The following is a 20,110-nucleotide window of genomic DNA, read 5'->3' on the forward strand; positions in this document are numbered from 1 at the left end:
TTTTAGCTGTTAGCCATTAGCTGTTAGCTGTTAGCATCTTTAGAACTCCGGTTAAGGAAGGCTAAAGGCTAACAGCTAATAGCTAATAACTATTATTACGGTTCAACTAAGAATAAAGGTTGATCATATTCTACCGGAGATGCGTCATCTACCAGTACTTTCACGATTTTACCACTTACTTCACTCTCTATTTCGTTGAATAACTTCATTGCTTCGATGATGCACACCACTTTGCCGGAAGTAACTTCGTCGCCAACATTTACGAAAGCGGCTTTATCCGGACCGGCGCTGCGGTAAAAGGTACCAATCATGGGAGATTTGATGGTTACCAGGTTGTCCGCTTTAACAGGAGCTGGTGTAGCTGCCGGTGCTGCGGTGTTGGCTACTGCTGCAGGAGCTACAGCGGCGGCCGCCTGTACGGGTGCCATGGTTGCAGGAACAGTGATTACCTGTTGTACTTCGTTATCCTTCTGCTTTATTGTAATCTTAAACTTGTCCTGTTCAATGCTCAGTTCACTGATATTTGATTTGTTGATCATTTTTACCAGTTCCTGAATCTGTTTAAAGTCCATGTAGACAGTTTTTGGTTTAGAAATATAGAATATGATGGACGACTGATTTACGCGGTCAGGAATTTTGTTTCAGAAAGAATACCCCTCAGAAACAAAATTCCTCTCCAAAAAATCAGCACTCCAAATGATTTATGCTTTTACTCTTTCGATATACTCGCCATTCTTCGTGTTCACACGGATCAATTCTCCTTCATCCACAAACAACGGCACCATTACGGTAGCTCCGGTTTCAACAGTAGCTGGCTTCAGGGTACGGGTAGCCGTATCACCTTTAACACCAGGCTCAGAATAGGTAACCAGTACAACAATTTTGTCAGGTAATTCCACTGCCATGTATTGCTCAGTTTCTGTGTTGATCTGCACACTTACTTCCTGTCCTTCTTTCAGGAACTGTGGCGCATCAATGGCTGTTTCCGGCATAGCAATCTGCTCAAACGTTTCATTGTCCATGAAGTTGTAGCCGGTATCATCTTTATATAAATACTGGAAAGCTTTCTTTTCAATGCGGATGGGATAGATGGTATCACCTGAGTTCCAGGTGTGCTCTATGGAACGGCTATTGTCAACGCCTTTCAATTTAGCCCAAACCTTTGCGGCTGCACGGGCGGTTTTGTTCTGACCAAACTCTACAACAGAATACAAACTGTTATCCAGCTTGATTATTAATCCTGTTCTGATATCTGCGGTGGTAGCCATAAATTAGGTTACTGATTTTAAGTTAAAAATTTATACGGATTGCAAAAGTAAAAATTTTCGCATATGAACAAGCAACTAATTCCCAAAATTAGAGAGATTAGTCCCTTTTCGGCCCAATTTTCGTCTTTTTTATTCAATAAATGACATTTATCCGGTAAATTTAAACTCAAATCAAGAAACTTTTATAAGTATGCGCTACGTGTTTTTCGTTATTTTAAGCTGTTTACCTGTGTTTTTGAAGGCTCAAACTGCCACTAATCCACCCACAAAACCACCATATTTACAGTATCCGATCATACCAGCCTTCCCGCTTATGCTTACCGATGGCCATTCTATCACTAAAAACGACCTCAAGCGGAACGAGAAAACTATGGTGTTTGTATTCAGTGTAGATTGTGATCACTGTAAGCACCTGACAGAAGAAGTGTTGAAAAACATCAGCAAGTTCAAAAAAACACAAATCCTTATGGTTACCCCTTTTAAGGTGGAACAAATGAAGGAATATTACGATCAATATAAAATTAAAGACTATCCAAACATCATTATGGCCAGCGAACCTACCCGGCAGATCATGTATTTTTATGACCTCCATTACTTCCCTGGTTTATACATATATGACAAGAAACAACAGTTTGTAAAGGGTTTTGAGGGAACAGCCAAGGTAGATTCTTTGCTGTTTTATCTGAATAAATAATCCTTGTGAAAATGTCTCTGCCCGACCGGTTATTCTAAAGCCGAATCATTACATTTGTTTAATCACAATCATTCTTCACTTTTAAAGCTATAGACAAAATGAAAGTTACAGTAGTAGGAGCCGGGAATGTAGGCGCAACGTGTGCCAACGTACTGGCCCACAAAGATTTTCTGCAGGAGGTGGTTTTATTGGATATTAAGGAAGGAACGGCTGAAGGTAAAGCCCTGGACACATGGCAGCAGGCTCCCATTGATTATTACAGTACCAAAATTACCGGGGTGACCAGTGATTACACGAAAACCGCCAACAGCGATGTGGTAGTCATTACTTCAGGACTTCCCCGCAAACCTGGAATGAGCAGAGATGACCTGATTTCTACCAATGCCAATATTGTGAAATCGGTTACTGAAAATATTACCAAACATTCTCCGGATGCCATCATCATCATTGTAAGCAACCCGCTGGATGTAATGACTTATTGCAGTTACCTCACTGCCAAAAAAGACAGCAGCAAAGTATTCGGCATGGCCGGCATACTGGATACTGCCCGTTACCGCGCTTTCCTGGCCGAAGAAATAGGCTGCTCTCCGAAAGATATACAGGCGATACTCATGGGTGGCCACGGCGATACCATGGTGCCTTTGCCACGCTATACAACCGTAGGTGGTATTCCTGTAACAGAACTGGTAGCCCAGGATAAACTGGAAGCCATTATTCAGCGTACTAAAGTAGGTGGCGGTGAAATCGTAAACCTGCTGGGTACTTCCGCCTGGTATGCTCCCGGTGCTGCTGCCGCTCAAATGGTAGAAGCGATCGTGAAAAATGAAAAACGTATTTTCCCCGTATGCGCCTGGTTATCCGGTCAGTACGGTCTGAAAGACATTTACCTGGGTGTGCCTGTTGTACTGGGTAAAAACGGTATAGAAAAAATCATTGAACTGCAGCTCAATGAAGCTGAAAAAGCATTACTCAATACCTCTGCCCAACATGTAAAAGAAGTGATGGACGTACTGGATAATATGCAGTCAGCTACCGCATAAACGAACTTTTTTTCTTACACAGGATGATCCTGATTTTATACAATGCCATTTAAAAGATTAGCGGAGACCGATGTGGATTTTTCCCATCTATCTCCGCTAATCTTTTCTCATCTTCCAAAATCAAATAAAAAACAATAATCCGGAACAAGACAAGATCCCCGGTTTCTGTTTTTATTCGTAATTTTACCCCGGCCCTTAAGCGGCTAAAGCAGTATAAATGAAACACTTCCAAATCGTTTCATCAAATTTGGTTTAACTCTCAATGTATGTCTAACCTGGAAAAACTGATTACGCAGAAAACTTTTGAAAATGAAAATCAGCGGGGCCTGATCAGCCTTATTTTTGTTGGTAACTGGATAACGTCCCGTCATCAGCAATTCTTTAAGCAATACGGTATTACCATGCAGCAGTATAACATACTGCGCATACTCCGCGGCCAACATCCCAAAGCTGCTAATATCAATGTGCTGAAAGAAAGAATGCTGGACAAAATGAGCGACGTATCCCGCCTCGTGGAAAGGCTCCGGAAAGCCGACCTGATAGAACGTAAAAGCAGTGAAATGGACAGGCGTGCGGTAGACGTTCGTATCAATGATAAAGGGCTCCAACTGCTCGCAGATATCGATGTCGAAATTGCGCAGCTGGACAATACCCTTAAATCATTAAACGAAAAAGAAGTCATACAGCTGAATAAACTGCTGGACAAAATGCTGGATAGCTATCACTAAATTTCTTCCAGGTAGTTCAGATCTTTACCAAACGTTTCTTCTACCTTCCAGGCAGTAATCAGTGCGATACCAATGCAGATGACCGCCACAATAGCCCCGCTCTGCAGATAGGAAAAATAGTTGTTCACTTTTATAAACAGAAAAGATATTAATGGAAGCATCCCCCGGGCAAAATTAGGTACCGTAGTAGCCACAGTAGCCCGCAGATTGGTACCAAAACTTTCTGCAGCTATGGTCACAAAAATAGCCCAGAAACCTACACTGAAACCAAGTATAAAACATACGGTATAAAACACCCAGGTTTCCACTCCATGCAGGTTTAAATACACAGTTACCATCACCCCTGTTAATACCAGGAACAATAACATGACCTTGCGGCGGCTTCGCCATACCTGGCTGAGAAAGCCCGTGGTGAAGTCGCCCAATACCAGGCCTGCATAACAAAATGCCACCGCATCCCCCGGACTGATAGCGCCCTTTACGTTCATCACTGTAGCAAACTTATTGGAAAACGCAATGAGTATACCTACCACAAACCAGGTAGGAGTACCCAGCAGCATACATTTCAGGTATTTAATAAAACGTTCCTTATTGGTAAACAACGCCATAAAACTCCCCCTGGAGGCAGCAGATGCCCTCACCGCATTAAACATATGAGATTCCATCACACTTACCCTCAGCACCAGCAAAGCCAGCCCCAGTCCACCTCCTATAAAATAACAAATGCGCCAGTCGCCCACCAGTTTGGCAATCAGGTTGGCAGCTACCGCACCGGAAACGCCTACAGTAGCCACTATCATGGTGCCATATCCTCTTTTTTCTTTGGGTAGTATTTCTGATACCAGGGTAATACCTGCGCCAAGCTCCCCTGCCAAACCAAAGCCGGCAACAAAGCGCCATAGCATGTATCCATTGATACCATGCACAAAACCATTGGCAATATTTGCAACAGAATAAATCAGGATGGACCCAAACAATACACTTAAACGACCTTTTTTATCTCCGATAATACCCCAGAAAATACCGCCTACAAGCAGACCAATCATCTGGATATTAATCAGTAGCATACCAGCACCCGCGTCAATTTCACTCTGGGGCAATCCCAGTGATTTTAAACTCGGTACTCTCACAATAGTAAACAGCAAAAGATCGTAGATGTCCACGAAATAGCCCAGTGAAGCCACTATCACGGCTATGTTGAAAATAGAAACAGGACGATTGTCGGTTTTCATTTTAGTTTGGTTGACGATAATAATAACGGGAATAAATAAAAAAAAGGGCCTTTTTCAAGGCCCTTTTAAAGATATAAAAAATTATAATGGAGAATCTGTTTTTTCTGTTGTTTCCTTGTGTTCTTCGTGTACATGCTGATGTTTCACTTTTCCGAAAATCACTTTAATCAATACCGGTAAAGTGGTGATCAATACTATTACCAGGATAATCAGCTCCAGGTGATCTTTCAGATTAGGGAACAATTTGTCCAGGTAATGACCTGCCAGCATCATAGAAAACACCCAGGCGAAAGATCCGATGATATTAAAGAACATAAATTTTCTTGCTTCCATTCCCACAATACCTGCTACTATAGGAGCAAAGGTGCGGATGATAGGCAGAAAGCGGGCGAAGAAAATAGCGCCGCCGCCATACTTTACAAAAAACTCATGCGCCTGATGCAGGTGTTTCTTTTTGAAAAAGAAGGTGTCTTTCTTCTTAAATAAGATCGGACCGGATTTTTTACCAAACCAGAAACCTACCATATTACCAAGCACACCAGCGGTCGCTATCAGGAACATAATAACTACAAAGGGCAGATCAAAGAAGCTGCGGCAAAGGTCTTCGCTGTAGATACCTGCTACAAAAAGCAGGGAATCCCCTGGCAGAAAGAAGCCAATGAATAAACCGGTTTCTGCGAAAATAATCGCCAGTAACAGGTAAAGGCCACCATGTTCAATAATCCACGAGGGATTAATGAGGTGTTTAAAAAACTCAATAATCTGGTCCATGCTAGTACGCTATTTCTATTTCTGAAGTGGTAAAATAAACATTAATCTGTTACGCATTTGTTAAGTTAGGCGTTAGTGGCATCTCCGGGTGTAAGTTTATTTTCCCATTTGGAAACAACGGCAGTAGCCATTGCATTCCCGATTACGTTGGTAGCGGAACGGCCCATATCCAGCAAATGATCTACTCCCAGCAGCAGAATCAAACCTGCTTCAGGGATATGGAACATAGACAGGGTACCGGCAATTACCACCAGGGAAGCACGCGGCACACCTGCAATCCCTTTACTGGTAATCATTAATACCAATAACATCGTAATCTGCTGATCAATGCTCAGGTGCATACCATATGCCTGGGCAATAAATAAACTGGCAAAGGTCATATACATCATAGAGCCATCCAGGTTAAAGGAGTAGCCCAGGGGTAATACAAAACTAACAATGCGGCTATCACAGCCAAATCTTTCCAGTTCTTCCATGGTACGTGGGTAAGCGGCCTCACTGCTGGCCGTGCCAAATGCCAGTAACAGGGGATCTTTGATCAGTCCCAGCAGGCGGAACACAGATTTACCGAGTATCAACCATCCCACAAAAGCAATGACTACCCATAAACTGAATAGTCCGAGATAGAACTGTAATATGAACTTACCATAAGTAACCAGTACAATGGGACCTTTTAAAGCAATGATACCTGCCATAGCGCCAAATACGGCGAAAGGGGCAAAATTCATTACAAAGCCAGTTACTTTCAGCATGATATACGCCACGCTATCCAGGAACTTTACTACCGGCATTGCTTTTTCACCAAGCGCAGCAGCGGCTACACCAAAGAAAATAGCAAATACCACGATCTGCAATATTTCATTGTGTGCCATCGCATTTACCACACTGTCGGGTACCACATGCTGAAAGAAGCCTTTCAGCGTCATATCTGCTTTGGCAATACCGGAAGAAGCATGTTCGTCCGGTAAGGGCAACTGCAGGGATAAGCCTGGCTTCATTAAATTTACCAGGATTAAACCCAGGAACAATGATACAAAGGTTGCACTGATAAACCACAGCATGGTTTTACCACCGATACGTCCTACTGCTTTTATATCTCCCAGCTTGGCCACCCCTACCACCAGGGTAGAGAATACCAACGGGGCTATGATCATTTTAACGAGGCGCAGGAAGATATCTGTAAGAATGGAGATATTATCAGCGAAGATCTGCGGGGTGTCTTTAGTCCCTGTGGGAGCAGGAGCTGCATTGCCATAAGCCAGGAATACGCCGTAGCCGGTACCTATTCCGATTACCATAGCAATGAATATATATAAGGTAAGCAGATTCGATGATTTCTTCATGCAGAGCGAAAATTTATCTTGTAATAATTAAAAGTTGTAACCGGAAAATTTCCCAAAAATAAGGTTAAGCAGCTAAACATGCGCTTTAGCGGGCAAAATAAAAGTATCTGTTTTTGATTTTAGATATTATATTTGGCGATCGACAACAACAACATAACTAAACTACCTTAAAACATCAACCACAATACGACTGCGTATGAGCAAACTCTTTGCTAAAAAACAAATGTCTGTTTTAATGGCCGAAGCTGGAGAATCCGAAAAGGGTCTGAAAAGGACGCTTGGAGCTGGTTCACTGGTGGCCCTTGGGATCGGTGCCATTATTGGTGCCGGACTCTTTGTAAGAACAGCCGCAGCTGCCGGGCAACATGCCGGCCCTGCTGTTACTATCTCCTTTATTATTGCCGCTATAGGCTGTGCGCTGGCAGGTTTATGCTACGCCGAATTTGCTTCCATGATCCCTATCGCAGGAAGTGCCTATACTTATTCCTACGCCACACTGGGAGAATTTGTTGCCTGGATTATTGGTTGGGACCTGGTGCTGGAATACGCGCTGGGAGCTGCAACCGTAGCTATTGGATGGTCACAATACCTCAATAAACTACTGGCGACCGTCTTTAATGTCACGATCCCCTATCAATGGTGTCATAGTCCGTTTGAGACTTCTGATGCAGGCATACAGGGTATCATGAATGTGCCTTCACTGTTTATCCTGCTGGCCCTCACTTTGCTGCTGATCAGGGGTACACAGAGTTCTGCTATTGTTAACAACATTATCGTAATTACGAAAGTAGCGATCGTATTGTTATTCATTTTCCTTGGATGGAAATACATCAATCCTGCCAACCATACGCCATTTACCATTCCTGCTACTGCTGGTACGGTAAAAATGCACAATGGTCAGATCGTTGACTATTCCCACTTCTGGAATCACGGATGGGCAGGGGTCCTAAGGGGTGCCGGCGTGGTGTTCTTTGCTTTTATCGGGTTTGATGCCGTATCTACTGCAGCCCAGGAAACAAAGAATCCTAAAAGGAACATGCCTATCGGTATCCTGGTATCACTGGCGATTTGTACCATACTGTATATCCTGTTTTCCTTTGTGTTGACAGGTATCGCGCCTTTCACCGACTTCCTGAAAGCAGGTGGTGAAGCATCTGTTGCTTATGCAATTGATACTTATATGCCTGGTTATGGCTGGTTGTCCACCTTTATCACCGTGGCTATTCTGGCAGGGTTCTCCTCCGTTATCCTGGTGATGTTGCTGGGTCAGACAAGGGTATTCTACTCTATGAGTAACGATGGTCTGGTGCCTTCCGTATTTGCAAAACTGCACCCTAAATACCGTACACCTTACCGCTCACAGTGGATGTTCTTCGTATTTGTATCCCTGTTTGCTGCCTTTATTCCAGATAACGTGGTAGGTGAAATGACCAGTATCGGTACTTTGTTTGCCTTTGTACTGGTATGTGTGGGCATCATCGTGATGCGTAAAAGCAATCCTGATTTACCAAGGGCCTTTAAAACACCTTGGGTACCGGTTGTTCCAATCCTGGGAGCGCTGATCTGTCTTACCATGATCATCAGTCTTGGCTTTGAAAACTGGGCTCGTTTGTTTGTATGGCTGGGTATTGGCTTTATCATTTACTTCCGTTACAGCGTGAAGCATAGTAAAGCCCGTAAGGCGTTGGAAGATAATAAATAGTCTTTTTTAGATATAGTCATTCAATCAAAAGCGGAGAACAAAGCGAAGTAATCAATCATTCGTTTTGTTCTCCGCTTTCGTTAAATCCCTAAATCCCGCTACGCCTAAATCTGAAAATCCTTATTTTTGCGTTCTGTTTTTACAAGTAACTATAATTATATACCACCAAAATGGGAAGAATATTTGAAGTAAGAAAATCGACCATGTTTGCCCGCTGGGATAAGATGGCGAAAGCATTTTCAAGAATAGGAAAGGAAATAGCCATAGCTGTAAAGGCTTCCGGCCCTGATCCGGACAACAACCCTGCGCTCCGTCGTTGCATACTCAATGCTAAGAGTGTGAACATGCCTAAAGACCGTGTAGATGCTGCCATCAAGCGTGCAATGGGTAAAGACAAGACTGATTATGAAGAAGTTGTGTATGAAGGCTATGCTCCTCATGGTGTGGCAGTGATTATTGATACGGCTACTGATAATACTACCCGTACCGTGGCTAACCTGCGTATGCACTTCACCAAAGGTGGAGGCAGTTTGGGTAACAGCGGATCCGTAGGATTTCTGTTTAACCGCGTAGGTGAGTTCAAAATAAAGAATAAAGGACAGGATCTGGAAGAACTGGAACTGGAGTTAATAGATTTTGGTTTGGAAGAAGTAGGAGAAGATAGCGAAGGCAATATTATTATCCGTGCTGCATTCAGTGAATTCGGCAATATGGCAAAAGCCCTGGATGATAAAGGCATTGAAGTGATCAGCTCAGAGCTGAAACGTATCCCGGCTACTACCGTGGAGTTAAATGATGAGCAGGCGAAAGAAGTACTGGAACTGGTGGATCGTTTGGAGCAGGATGATGATGTGCAGGCAGTTTTCTACAATCTGAAATAAACAGATGGTCCTGTAAAGTGGCCACTATAGCATATAAAAAAAGAACGTCCGCCTATACAGCGGACGTTTTTTTCATTGGATACGGTTAACTTTCTAAACCAAAAACAGCTAAACTTTAGCGATGGTGTGTGAACGGTCCAGGTCATCCGCTATAAACATCAATCCTTTGCCATGGTAGGTTTCAAGCTTTACGGCAGGGTCTTGAGCGATATGTTTGCGGAGACGTGTCAGGTAGACGTCCATTACACGTGATGCGAAGAAATCGTCCTGTCCCCAGATGCAGGCCAGGATATCATCTTTCTTCAGTTTTTTGTTAGAGTTCTCACACAGAAAGCGAAGCAATTCCGCTTCTTTTGGGGCCATACGAACATGGGAATCGGCGGATTTATGCCTAATATGATATTGAGAATAATCAAACACAAGGTTGCTGATGGTATATACAATACGACGCTCGCTCTTGAGGAGGCGGCTACGCTTCATATACACTTCCACCCGGCATAATAATTCCTGCATGTTAAAGGGCTTCACGATATAATCATCTGCCCCGGACTCGAAGCCTTGCAGCCTGTCCTGTTCCATATAGCGGGAAGAAGTAAAGATGATGGGCACGTTAACATCCATAGAGCGGATATCTTCTGCCAGTGCAAAGCCATCTTTCTTTGGCATTACGACATCAAGTAAACAGAGGTCAAAAACATGTTTTTGAAATTTCTCCCAGCCTTCCTGGCCGTTTTCACAAAGGGTAACATTATAACCGGCGCGTTCCAGTTGTCTTTTTACCACCTTGGCAAAAAAGATATCGTCCTCCGCCAAAAGAATGCTTGGTTGCATGTACGTTGGTTTTAAAGCGAGTAAATATGAGATTTTAGTTGTAGATACCTTAATGAGCGTATCCGGTACGTTTATTCAAAAATAAATAACATAATTATAACCCTGTTCATTCATCCCTATTCATTCTGAATCGGGCGTTCATTTCAACCATTGTGGGTCATCGTATACCCCAGGAGTTATCATTTTCGGTTTAATGCACTCTACATTACTAATAACATATTTATTCGCGTGGCGGGGTATGGCTAGTTGATAATATTTTGAGGAGTTCCTTCAAGGAAGGCTTTTACATTTTCAACAGCGGTATGCATCAATCTTTTTCTGGCTGCCTGTGTAGCCCAGGCAATATGGGGTGTGATGATCGTATTAGGTGCGGTAATTAATGGGTTATTGGCTGATGGTGGTTCTGCAGACAACACATCCAGGGCGGCTCCGGCAATCACACCATCTTCCAGCGCCTCCGCCAGATCCGCTTCCCGGATCAACGGCCCGCGACTGGTATTCACCAGGAAAGCTGTTTTTTTCATGGTGCTCAACAACTCCGCATTTACAAACTCTTTATTGGCCGCATTCAACGGGCAATGCAGGGATACAATATCCGCCTGCTTAAAGCAGGTGGACAGGTCCACAAAAGTAACACCCGGCATCTCATCTCTATCAGGATGTTTATGATTAGCAATCACCTTCATGCCAAACGCCAGCGCAATACGCGCCACAGCCTGCCCTATCTGCCCCAATCCTACTATCCCCAGCGTGCTGCCGGATAATTCAATTAAAGGCGTTTTCCAGTAGCTGAAATCAATACTCTTGCCCCAATCCCCTGCCCGCACACTATCTGCATGCAAACCGGTATGATGACATAATTCCAGTATCAACGCAAACGTCAACTGCGCCACAGAATCCGTACTGTAAGCCGGCACATTAGTCACAGGAATATGCCGCTCACGGGCCGCCGCAATATCTACCACATTATACCCGGTAGCTGTTACCCCAATATATTCCAGGTTCGTGGCTTCCTGGATAGCGGTCGCATTAATAATGGCCTTGTTGGTTAATACAATATGCGCTTCCCTGATCCTGTCCGCCACTCCTGATTCAGGTGTACGGGCATATACCTTCACATTGCCCAATGCCTGTAAAGCTGCCCAGTTAAGATCTCCGGGATTCAACGTATTACCATCCAATACCACTATATTTTTCATGACCTTAGTTTAAGCAAAGCAAATTTTGAATTTATTCATATCCACGGGCGCTTCTTTATCATCAATATGATAAAACGGCTTATCTCCCATAAAACTGGCCCACATAGAAAAAGTACTGGGAGGCCCAATAATATAATCACATTGCGACATGAGATAATGATCAGTAATCACATTATTCCTCGAAACAGTCACATTCTTAAAATGCTGATGATAAAGATCCTCATTCAGTGCAGTATCATTTGAAAAGAGCACCAGCCTGCAATCCTTATTCAATGCGGCCATCAGCTCCTGGATCTTCTTTATATACACGGCATCATCATAAAAATAAATACCGTTCAGGTACTCCTTATAATCCCCTCTTCTGATATGCACGGCAATATTTAACTGATCTTCCGTTTTAACAAGATACTGTTTCGCCAGTTCTTCCTTATTCAACTTCGGGTCAAATAAATGCTGATAGATCTTCCTGTACTTTCCACCCACCATATCCTCATGTCTGAAATACCAGCCTTCACAATAAATTTTAGACCGATCTTTATCCAACATGAAGGCATTATACTCCGGCATCTTTTCAAGATCATCGAAATCAACCGACTTAATTATTTTAAATTTCAATCCTTTCTTCACAAGTTTCCGGGTCAGCCAATCGGCTAACCAGCTTCGTTTATGCTCATTAAGATTGGGATAATTCTTATAATATCGCCGCATAAAGGGATTCACGAATTTTATCTGATTCTCTCTGCAGAAGGCATCAAAATTAAGATGCTGGAAATAAATATTACTCGTTTGTCCGTATGGCTGGGTCAAAATAACGGTCTTCTTACTACTCATTATATAGGATGATAAGTGGCAAATATATCAAATAAAAATGTGGCTTCATTCACTTCTAATTATCCCCTATATTTATGCCCTATACACTATATGCTATGCTGAAATTTATTTCAAAATCCCATGCCTCTGTAATGGATGCTGACTCCCTCGGAGATTTAATTGATAACCTCGATGCACGTATCAGCAGCCCTGTGCTGAATAACCTCGTAGACACACTCAATAAACATTATAGTAAGGTGAAATGCAGTGACCATAGAGATGCTGTGGTAACCGTTCAGGTAGACTATCTTGGTTTGGGTGAAAAACAGTTGACGTTTAAAATGATAGGATGTTGTTGTGATAAGTTTGAGGCAGAATTACAGGAAAGATTGGGAGAGATAAAGGTGAGGGAATAACCTTGGTTTTTACAGATGCTCTCACTGGAAAAATTGTTATTTTGCAAGGTCAGTATTTCACAAAAACTATCACCCTTGTTTATATTTTAAATTCAGTCGGCATATGATGGTCAGCCCGGATATAGAAAATACGGAAGCCGGTATCATAGAAGATAGCGACGGTAAGCCCCATGGACGGATTATAAAACTTTCCGGCATGATGGGTAAAGAGGAAATAGCCTTATATCCCATCAACGAGCAAACGGATGTTTCTTATCTCGGCATTATTCTGCAAACTACTGCCGGGTACAACATGGTACAGATTTCCACACTTTACCATCGTACTCAATTACTGGCCGGAGATGAGATCATTTTTCACTTCGAAAATGAACATACCATTAGATATCGCTTCCAGATAGAAGGTCATAGAATGGACGACAGGAAAGGCAATCTGTTTATGATTACAAATGAACAACTGCTGTACTTCATAGAAAATCCGCTGCAGGGAATTGAGATAATAGATAACCATAACGGCATTAACACCTGCTACTATTTTGGGGCGCTCCCCAATCAGCAATATAATACACCTGATGAGGGTAAAACACTTTTTCAAATCATGGCGCGAAGAATTGCCGGTGCGAAATTATTGATGATGGAAATATAAAGATGAGGTTGGTTTTGCACATCATATCGCCTACATGAAATAATCATTAACTCCGCTCCCACCCCTTCTTACATCCAAAAAATCACCACACCTTTGCTGCGCCATAATAGCAACATACTACTAAGCCTACAAACTGCTTAATTTTAAAAGAGGCCATCATTTCAGCAGATAAATGCTGTTATGATGGCTTCGCCAATTCCGGTAATAACACCAATTAAAAAAGCCGGTTCCTTTATCAGAAACCGGCTTCGTATTATTTTAGTCAGATGCTATTCCTGCATCATCTCCATTACTACCTTTACTACTTCTTCTGTGTTTGGTTTAGAGAAATAATCTCCATCAGAACCATATGCCGGGCGATGCGCCTGTGCACTCATGGTGCGGGGGGCTACATCCAGGAAGCGGTAACCACCCTGGGTTTCTATCACCTGCTGGAACATATAAGCGGTACCACCACTTGGTACATCTTCATCAATAAAGAGGATGCGGTTGGTTTTCTTCAGTGACTCCACAATGCTGTGGTTGATATCGAAAGGCAGCAATGTCTGCACATCGATTAGTTCACAGGAAACGCCCACTTCGCTTAATGTTACCATGGCTTCTTCTACAATACGCGTCATAGAACCGTAGGTAACAATGGTTACATCTGTTCCTTCGTGCAGTATTTCCGGGATGCCTAATGGTACGGTGTAAGTTTCCAGGTTAGCCGGCAATTTTTCTTTCAAACGATAACCGTTTAAAGATTCTATTACGAGCGCTGGTTCATTTGCCTGCAGGAGTGTGTTGTACATACCTGCTGCCTGCACCATGTTACGGGGCACACATACGTACATACCGCGGAGTGCATTAATGATCATGCCCATTGGAGAACCACTGTGCCAGATACCTTCCAGGCGGTGGCCACGGGTGCGCACAATGATCGGGCAATGCATGATGCCTTTGGTGCGGTATTGCAGGGACGCCACATCATCGCTGAGAGGTTGTAAGCCATACAACAGGTAGTCGAGATATTGTATTTCAGCAATCGGGCGAAGGCCACGTAATGCCATACCAATACCTTGTCCCATGATGGTGAGTTCGCGTATACCGGTGTCGGCTATACGATCTTTACCATGTYTCTGTTGCAAACCTGCGAAGCCCTGGTTTACGTCACCTATTTTACCAACATCTTCTCCAAAAGCAAATACTTTAGGGTTGTTGGTAATCAGCTGATCAAAATATTTATTCAGTATTTCGTAGCCGTTCACTGTGATGCCGTCTGCTTCGTAGGCAGCTGGAACAACAGGAACATTCAGTGCAGAGTTTACACCGGTAGCATGTAAATAAGTATTGTAAGTATCTTTTTGTTCCTGCAGATAGGTATCATAAAACTGCTGCAATGCCTGTATGTTGGCATCTGATTTCAGGTGCTTATGTTTCAACAGGATGATAGCAGATGCTTTTAAAATATCGCGGCGAACTGGTTCACGGTTATTCTGCAGATCGCGGATAGCCAGGTTGATCATATTGGCATCTGCGCCGGCAGTGGTGGCAAGCGGAGTGGCCAGTGCAATAAACGATTGAACATGTTCCTTGATAGGTGATACATATTTATCCCAGGCGTTTTTGCGGGCTTCCTGTGCTTTTACTTTTGCTTCTGCTTCCACGGCGAGCAATGCTTCTTCTTCACATAAAGCATTTTCAATGATCCAGGAACGCATTTTAACGTTGCAGTCAAATTCTCTTTCCCAGGAAAGACGTTCCTTGCTTTTGTAACGTTCGTGAGAACCGCTGGTGGAGTGACCTTGCGGCTGCGTAATCTCTTCTACGTGAAACAGCGCAGGGATATGTGTTTCACGGATCTTGCGGATAGCCGCTTCAAACACTTCACACATGCCGGCATAATCCCAGCCCTTTACATTATAGATATCAAAACCGTTGGAATCTTCCGTTTTACGGAATCCTTCCAGGGCGGCGCTGATAGAGTTTTTCGTTGTCTGGTATTTACGGGGTACGGAAATACCATAACCATCATCCCATACAAATACGGCCAGGGGTACCTGCAATACACCCGCAGCATTCATGGTTTCCCAGAAATGCCCTTCAGATGTAGAGGCGTCACCGATAGTAGCGAAACATATTTCACTGCCGTTGTTAGAGAGCCCTTTATATTGATGTAATCCTTCTACTTCACGGAACATTTTGGAGGCATATGCCAATCCCAGTGCACGGGGCATCTGGCCGGCTGTAGGCGCCATATCCGCAGCAGAGTTTTTCATTTCGGTCAGATTGAGCCAGTTGCCATCCTTACCGAGGTTGGGTGTAGCAAAATGGGAATTCATCTGGCGGCCACCTGAAAAAGGATCGTTTTCCAGATCAGGATCTGCATATAACTGCGAAAAAAATTGTTCGGGAGTTGCGATACCTGTAGCAAATGCAACAGTTTGGTCGCGGTAATAACCGGAACGGAAGTCCCCTGGCTGAAAGTATTTTGACATTGCTATCTGCGCCACTTCCTTTCCATCTCCAAAAATGCCAAACTTTGCCTTACCTGTAAGCACTTCCTTACGGGCCAGCAGACTAATTTCCCTGCTATCACAGGCCAACCTGTAATCATTTAGCACTTCCTTACGGAACTCTTCGAATGATAACCGGCTTTCTAAATTCATAGCTAGTTCGTTATTTTCTATCATGCCTCATGGTTAAAGTACAAAAGTAAGGTTAATTATACAGTAGAAAAACGAACGGAAACCTTCATTTAAAATAATCTGATTTTTTTTAATAAGAATTTAATAAATTGTAAGGTTTATAATGCTTTTTGGCCGTAAATTTGTTCTAGCCAAGAAAGATATCAATATTTTTTAACCGGTCGCTTTAAAACCATCATATGAAAATGAAAAAGTTTATCTTATCCCTGTTTGCGAGCATGCTGCTGACTACAGCGCTGTGGGCTCAGACCACACCGACACAGAGCACTCCCGATACTAAAGTTAAGTTTGTGAAAGAAACGGTAGATTTTGGCAAAACTGAGTTAAACAAACCAGTAACCGCTGATTTCGAATTTACCAACATTTCCAAAGAACCAATTCTGATTGAAGCTGCCCGCGCAAGCTGCGGTTGCACTACTCCTAAATGGACACAGGAGCCTATTCTGCCTGGTAAAAAAGGTAAAGTTACTGCGACATACAGCGCTAACGGTGTAGGTCAACAGAATAAAACCATCTGGGTTAAGTTCAGAGGCGTGGATCAGGATAAGGAACTGCACCTGACAGGTACAGTTGGTTCCAACAACAAGTAATACTCCACACTTTAAACATACTAAGACCTTACAGCACAATGTGCTGTAAGGTTTTTTGTTGCCCATACGATCCCCTATCTTTGCACACCAAGAATCAAAACAATTTTATGCCTACCATTAGCCAGAGAGGTGAGCAAATGCCGCCGTCTCCCATCAGAAAGCTTGTCCCATTTGCCGAAGCAGCCAAGAAAAGAGGTGTGAAGGTATTTCACCTGAACATCGGTCAGCCGGATATTGAAACACCAAAGCCTGTTTTGGATGCGGTGCGTCATTCCGATTTCAAAATCCTGGAATACAGCCACAGTGCGGGAAATGAAAGTTACCGCCGTAAACTGGTTACCTATTACGAAAGATTCAACATCTCTCTTAATCATAACCAGATCATTGTAACTACCGGTGGCTCTGAAGCCATTGTATTTGCATTTATGGCCTGCCTGGATCCGGGAGACGAAGTAATCGTTCCGGAACCATTTTATGCCAACTACAATGGTTTTGCGGTAGAAGCAGAAGTAAAAATTAAAACAATCACAGCCAGTATTGAAACCGGCTTTGCGTTACCCGCGATGGCTGATTTTGAAAAAGCCATTACTCCACGGACCAAAGCGATCCTTATCTGTAATCCTAATAACCCTACCGGTTATTTATATAGTAAGGAAGAAATGGAAGTACTGAAGCAGCTGTGCCTGAAATATAACCTGTTCCTGTTTTCTGATGAGGCTTACCGTGAGTTTTGCTACACTGGCCAGCATTTCTCTGCCATGAACCTGGAAGGGATGGAAGATAATGTGATCCTCATGGATACCATTTCTAAAAGATACAGTGCCTGTGGGGGCCGTATAGGTGCATTTGTCACCAAAAACCAGTCAGTACTGGATGCTACCATGAAGTTTGCCCAGGCCCGTCTGAGCCCTCCTTCCTTTGCACAGATTGCAGGTGAAGCAGCAGTAGACCTGCCGGCTGACTATTTTGATGGTATCAAAGCGGAATACCTGAGTCGCAGAGATATCCTGGTGAAGATGCTGAACGAGATTCCGGGCGTATACTGTCCAAATCCGGGTGGTGCTTTCTATGCCATGGCAAGATTGCCTATCGATGATTCCGATAAATTCTGTCAGTGGATGCTGGAATCCTTCAATCATGAGGGCCAGACCGTGATGATGGCGCCGGCCACCGGGTTTTATGCGACACCGGGACTGGGTAAAAATGAAGTCCGCTTAGCTTATGTATTAAATACAACGGACATTAGTCATGCAATGGTCTGCCTGGAAAAAGCACTGGAGGTATATCCGGGTAAAATTTCCAAATAATTTTTCCTAGCGGGGTGAGGTGTAAAATTCAATAAAATAGACATGAAACATATTATAAATAATTTAATATTTGTTTTTTTATAGAAAAATGCAATTATTTAACACCAAGTGCTTGGAATTTTCATGTTTTGTTTCGTATATTTGATACATAAATAACAACAACGACAAAAAAAATCAAATTATAAAAATATTTACAGATACGATGAACAGCAAAATCTAAACTTGTTTAAGAAAAATTTAACCTGCTTTATTTCTTAGACTGTTTATTTGGTCCGACCTTTGAATCGTTATACAAAGAAGAATTATCACTCTTCTGTAAAACTCAAAGATTAACTAAAACGTTTTAGCAAAATATCGTATTTTTGTATCAGTTTTTCATAACGTGGAATTTATAAAGGCAAACGGCTCTGATCACAGAGCCGTATTTTTTTGCCCTTTTTATTCGTTTCTTCCGAAAAACAGGCAAAATCCCCATTTGCTTTATAAATAATCTGAAAATATTCGCTTTCCCATTTACCTTTTTTCTATAATATTGTTATGTAATAAAACGGGCGGAAAAACTAACACCATGTGTTATCGTTATTTCGTTTGTTTTCATAACGTGGAATTTTAAAATGCAACGGTCCCGATTCTTCGGGACCGTCCATTTTTTAAAAAGCATAAAGCGGAAGGCAAAAAGCTATAAAAGCGAATGACCGAAGCGGATATTATAATCGCTTCGGTCATTCGCTTTTATAGCTTTTTGCTTTTTACTTTAAGCCTTATGCTGCTTAATCATCTCAAAAAAGTCATCAAACAGGTAACGGCTATCGAACGGACCAGGTGTTGATTCCGGATGATACTGTACGCTGAATGCTGGTTTATTTTTGATACGGATACCTTCTACAGAATTATCATTCAGGTTAATGTGGGTTACTTCCACATTTTCACTGGCTGCAACTGCGGTAGGATCTACTGCAAACCCATGGTTCTGGGTGGTGATTTCGCAAAGACCGGTTTTCAGGTTCTTTACCGGATGATTCAATCCGCGGTGACCATGGTGCATTTTGTAAGTAGGAATACCATTGGCCAGTGCCAGCAGCTGATGACCCAGGCAGATACCAAACATTGGTCTTTCTGCAGCCAGTATCTGCTTTACCGTTTCCACTGCATATGTCAGCGGAGCCGGATCGCCAGGACCATTGGAAATAAAGTAGGCATGCGGTTTAAACTCCTCACATACTTCAAAAGTAGTGTCAGTAGGATATACCTGCAGGTAGGCACCTTTGTCAGACAGGCATTTCAGCATATTTCTTTTCACCCCGTTGTCCAGTACCGCAATACGGATTTCCGCTGCCGGATCACCTACATTGTATACTTCCGGAGTGGTTACTTCCTTGCACAAAGCCAGACCTTCCATAGAAGGAACCTTAGCCAGTTCAGCTTTCAGCTGCTCTATGTCCAGAACGGAAGAAGAAATGATGCAGTTCATGGCACCTTTGCTGCGGATGTGGGAAACGAGCGCACGGGTATCTACATCATAAATGGCAACCAGCTCATTATCGGTCAGGAACTTTTCCAGCGACTCATCGGCCATCTTCCTGGAATAGTTATACGCGATATTTTTTGCGATCAAACCATTGATCTTAACACTGCTGCTCTCTACGTCATCCTTTTTGGTGCCGTAGTTCCCGATGTAGCAGTTGTTCATTATAAGTACCTGTCCTTTATAAGAAGGGTCCGTAAACACTTCCTGGTAACCCGTCATACCGGTATTGAAAGCTAATTCACCGGCAGCAGTGCCAATTTTCCCAAAAGCTTTTCCCTGAAAAACCGTACCGTCGTCTAACAGCAGTATGGCAGGTTGGATGGTTCTTGTCTGAGGCATTTCTGGTATCTGTCTTGTTTTATATTTTAAAAAAAACCTTCAAGGGTACAAAAAGCCCTGAAGGTTCGGATAAAAAACCGTGCAAAGGTATGAAATGCAAC

At 42.9% G+C, this 20,110-nt stretch carries 19 protein-coding genes; 9 read left to right on the plus strand and 10 right to left on the minus strand.

Going from position 1 to position 20,110, the window contains the following annotated elements; translation table 11 throughout:
• Window positions 1-95: 95 nt before the first annotated feature.
• Together accB and efp are read right to left on the minus strand one after the other, a co-directional pair.
• A complete protein-coding gene (gene accB, locus AB4Z08_RS04610) occupies window positions 96-572 on the minus strand; it encodes an acetyl-CoA carboxylase biotin carboxyl carrier protein (RefSeq protein WP_441572580.1) in 477 nt (158 codons plus the stop codon).
• Between the two features lie 129 nt (window positions 573-701).
• Entirely contained in the window at window positions 702-1,268 is a 567-nt protein-coding gene (efp, locus tag AB4Z08_RS04615; RefSeq protein WP_133808683.1) for an elongation factor P, read from the minus strand.
• Between the two features lie 235 nt (window positions 1,269-1,503).
• Here efp and AB4Z08_RS04620 point away from each other — a divergent pair, with 235 nt between their 5' ends.
• From AB4Z08_RS04620 to AB4Z08_RS04630, 3 genes are all read left to right on the plus strand, one after another.
• Window positions 1,504-1,962: a peroxiredoxin family protein gene (locus AB4Z08_RS04620; protein WP_441572581.1), complete on the plus strand. Its 459-nt coding sequence runs from the start codon at window positions 1,504-1,506 to the stop codon at window positions 1,960-1,962.
• Window positions 1,963-2,060: 98 nt separating this feature from the next.
• Window positions 2,061-3,002, plus strand: coding sequence for a malate dehydrogenase (gene mdh / locus AB4Z08_RS04625; protein WP_441572582.1), 942 nt, complete (start codon window positions 2,061-2,063; stop codon window positions 3,000-3,002).
• A 266-nt stretch (window positions 3,003-3,268) separates the two neighbouring features.
• Entirely contained in the window at window positions 3,269-3,730 is a 462-nt protein-coding gene (locus tag AB4Z08_RS04630) for a MarR family winged helix-turn-helix transcriptional regulator (protein WP_441572583.1), read from the plus strand.
• Here AB4Z08_RS04630 and AB4Z08_RS04635 read toward each other — a convergent pair.
• The 3 genes from AB4Z08_RS04635 to AB4Z08_RS04645 form a co-directional block, all read right to left on the minus strand.
• Complete coding sequence (locus AB4Z08_RS04635; protein ID WP_441572584.1) at window positions 3,727-4,962, minus strand: MFS transporter; 1,236 nt, start codon at window positions 4,960-4,962, stop codon at window positions 3,727-3,729. The two genes, AB4Z08_RS04630 and AB4Z08_RS04635, sit on opposite strands and share 4 nt — an antisense overlap.
• An 81-nt stretch (window positions 4,963-5,043) precedes the next feature.
• Entirely contained in the window at window positions 5,044-5,733 is a 690-nt protein-coding gene (locus AB4Z08_RS04640) for a DedA family protein (RefSeq protein WP_441572585.1), read from the minus strand.
• Window positions 5,734-5,798: 65 nt separating this feature from the next.
• Complete coding sequence (locus AB4Z08_RS04645) at window positions 5,799-7,076, minus strand: dicarboxylate/amino acid:cation symporter (RefSeq protein ID WP_441572586.1); 1,278 nt, start codon at window positions 7,074-7,076, stop codon at window positions 5,799-5,801.
• Between the two features lie 196 nt (window positions 7,077-7,272).
• Between AB4Z08_RS04645 and AB4Z08_RS04650 the strand changes: the two genes are divergently transcribed.
• Together AB4Z08_RS04650 and AB4Z08_RS04655 are read left to right on the plus strand one after the other, a co-directional pair.
• Window positions 7,273-8,778, plus strand: a complete 1,506-nt coding sequence (locus AB4Z08_RS04650; protein WP_441572587.1) for an amino acid permease — start codon at window positions 7,273-7,275, stop codon at window positions 8,776-8,778.
• A 170-nt stretch (window positions 8,779-8,948) separates the two neighbouring features.
• On the plus strand, window positions 8,949-9,659 hold the full coding sequence (locus AB4Z08_RS04655) for a YebC/PmpR family DNA-binding transcriptional regulator (protein WP_441572588.1): 711 nt from the start codon (window positions 8,949-8,951) through the stop codon (window positions 9,657-9,659).
• A 108-nt stretch (window positions 9,660-9,767) separates the two neighbouring features.
• Here AB4Z08_RS04655 and AB4Z08_RS04660 read toward each other — a convergent pair whose 3' ends face one another.
• The 3 genes from AB4Z08_RS04660 to AB4Z08_RS04670 all read right to left on the minus strand — a co-directional run bounded on the left by AB4Z08_RS04660 (window position 9,768) and on the right by AB4Z08_RS04670 (window position 12,520).
• Window positions 9,768-10,490 carry a response regulator transcription factor gene (locus tag AB4Z08_RS04660; RefSeq protein ID WP_441572589.1) on the minus strand — a complete coding sequence of 241 codons (723 nt, stop codon included), beginning with the start codon at window positions 10,488-10,490 and terminating at the stop codon, window positions 9,768-9,770.
• A gap of 242 nt (window positions 10,491-10,732) precedes the next feature.
• The gene (locus AB4Z08_RS04665) at window positions 10,733-11,689 is read right to left on the minus strand and encodes a D-2-hydroxyacid dehydrogenase (protein ID WP_441572590.1); all 957 of its coding nucleotides are present in this window, start codon (window positions 11,687-11,689) and stop codon (window positions 10,733-10,735) included.
• A 9-nt stretch (window positions 11,690-11,698) separates the two neighbouring features.
• Window positions 11,699-12,520, minus strand: a complete 822-nt coding sequence (locus AB4Z08_RS04670; protein WP_441572591.1) for an alpha-1,2-fucosyltransferase — start codon at window positions 12,518-12,520, stop codon at window positions 11,699-11,701.
• 74 nt (window positions 12,521-12,594) lie between these two features.
• Between AB4Z08_RS04670 and AB4Z08_RS04675 the strand changes: the two genes are divergently transcribed.
• Together AB4Z08_RS04675 and AB4Z08_RS04680 are read left to right on the plus strand one after the other, a co-directional pair.
• Window positions 12,595-12,915: a hypothetical protein gene (locus tag AB4Z08_RS04675; protein WP_441572592.1), complete on the plus strand. Its 321-nt coding sequence runs from the start codon at window positions 12,595-12,597 to the stop codon at window positions 12,913-12,915.
• A gap of 103 nt (window positions 12,916-13,018) precedes the next feature.
• Complete coding sequence (locus tag AB4Z08_RS04680) at window positions 13,019-13,558, plus strand: hypothetical protein (protein ID WP_441572593.1); 540 nt, start codon at window positions 13,019-13,021, stop codon at window positions 13,556-13,558.
• A 269-nt stretch (window positions 13,559-13,827) separates the two neighbouring features.
• Here AB4Z08_RS04680 and AB4Z08_RS04685 read toward each other — a convergent pair whose 3' ends face one another.
• Window positions 13,828-16,206: an alpha-ketoacid dehydrogenase subunit alpha/beta gene (locus AB4Z08_RS04685; protein ID WP_441572594.1), complete on the minus strand. Its 2,379-nt coding sequence runs from the start codon at window positions 16,204-16,206 to the stop codon at window positions 13,828-13,830.
• 224 nt (window positions 16,207-16,430) lie between these two features.
• On the opposite strand from AB4Z08_RS04685, the gene AB4Z08_RS04690 reads away from it, so the two are divergent.
• Together AB4Z08_RS04690 and AB4Z08_RS04695 are read left to right on the plus strand one after the other, a co-directional pair.
• On the plus strand, window positions 16,431-16,835 hold the full coding sequence (locus AB4Z08_RS04690; RefSeq protein WP_441572595.1) for a DUF1573 domain-containing protein: 405 nt from the start codon (window positions 16,431-16,433) through the stop codon (window positions 16,833-16,835).
• A gap of 107 nt (window positions 16,836-16,942) precedes the next feature.
• A complete protein-coding gene (locus AB4Z08_RS04695) occupies window positions 16,943-18,142 on the plus strand; it encodes a pyridoxal phosphate-dependent aminotransferase (protein ID WP_441572596.1) in 1,200 nt (399 codons plus the stop codon).
• 754 nt (window positions 18,143-18,896) lie between these two features.
• Here the strand turns inward: AB4Z08_RS04695 and carA are convergent.
• Window positions 18,897-20,009 (minus strand): glutamine-hydrolyzing carbamoyl-phosphate synthase small subunit, encoded by a 1,113-nt coding sequence (gene carA / locus AB4Z08_RS04700; protein WP_441572597.1) that lies wholly within the window; start codon window positions 20,007-20,009, stop codon window positions 18,897-18,899.
• Window positions 20,010-20,110 lie beyond the last annotated feature (101 nt).

Origin of the sequence: Chitinophaga sp. RAB17, from assembly GCF_052114225.1 — a bacterium.
Lineage (GTDB): Bacteria > Bacteroidota > Bacteroidia > Chitinophagales > Chitinophagaceae > Chitinophaga.

Excerpts from the sequence above, each read along its gene's own strand:
- AB4Z08_RS04675 (WP_441572592.1), top strand. The coding sequence starts at position 12,595 with ATGCCCTATACACTATATGCTATGCTGAAATTTATTTCAAAATCCCAT.
- AB4Z08_RS04640 (WP_441572585.1), bottom strand. The coding sequence starts at position 5,733 with ATGGACCAGATTATTGAGTTTTTTAAACACCTCATTAATCCCTCGTGG.
- AB4Z08_RS04695 (WP_441572596.1), top strand. The coding sequence starts at position 16,943 with ATGCCTACCATTAGCCAGAGAGGTGAGCAAATGCCGCCGTCTCCCATC.
- AB4Z08_RS04630 (WP_441572583.1), top strand. The coding sequence starts at position 3,269 with ATGTCTAACCTGGAAAAACTGATTACGCAGAAAACTTTTGAAAATGAA.
- AB4Z08_RS04655 (WP_441572588.1), top strand. The coding sequence starts at position 8,949 with ATGGGAAGAATATTTGAAGTAAGAAAATCGACCATGTTTGCCCGCTGG.
- AB4Z08_RS04665 (WP_441572590.1), bottom strand. The coding sequence starts at position 11,689 with ATGAAAAATATAGTGGTATTGGATGGTAATACGTTGAATCCCGGAGAT.
- AB4Z08_RS04670 (WP_441572591.1), bottom strand. The coding sequence starts at position 12,520 with ATGAGTAGTAAGAAGACCGTTATTTTGACCCAGCCATACGGACAAACG.
- mdh (WP_441572582.1), top strand. The coding sequence starts at position 2,061 with ATGAAAGTTACAGTAGTAGGAGCCGGGAATGTAGGCGCAACGTGTGCC.
- AB4Z08_RS04690 (WP_441572595.1), top strand. The coding sequence starts at position 16,431 with ATGAAAAAGTTTATCTTATCCCTGTTTGCGAGCATGCTGCTGACTACA.
- carA (WP_441572597.1), bottom strand. The coding sequence starts at position 20,009 with ATGCCTCAGACAAGAACCATCCAACCTGCCATACTGCTGTTAGACGAC.
- AB4Z08_RS04645 (WP_441572586.1), bottom strand. The coding sequence starts at position 7,076 with ATGAAGAAATCATCGAATCTGCTTACCTTATATATATTCATTGCTATG.
- AB4Z08_RS04660 (WP_441572589.1), bottom strand. The coding sequence starts at position 10,490 with ATGCAACCAAGCATTCTTTTGGCGGAGGACGATATCTTTTTTGCCAAG.
- AB4Z08_RS04680 (WP_441572593.1), top strand. The coding sequence starts at position 13,019 with ATGATGGTCAGCCCGGATATAGAAAATACGGAAGCCGGTATCATAGAA.
- accB (WP_441572580.1), bottom strand. The coding sequence starts at position 572 with ATGGACTTTAAACAGATTCAGGAACTGGTAAAAATGATCAACAAATCA.
- AB4Z08_RS04650 (WP_441572587.1), top strand. The coding sequence starts at position 7,273 with ATGAGCAAACTCTTTGCTAAAAAACAAATGTCTGTTTTAATGGCCGAA.
- efp (WP_133808683.1), bottom strand. The coding sequence starts at position 1,268 with ATGGCTACCACCGCAGATATCAGAACAGGATTAATAATCAAGCTGGAT.
- AB4Z08_RS04635 (WP_441572584.1), bottom strand. The coding sequence starts at position 4,962 with ATGAAAACCGACAATCGTCCTGTTTCTATTTTCAACATAGCCGTGATA.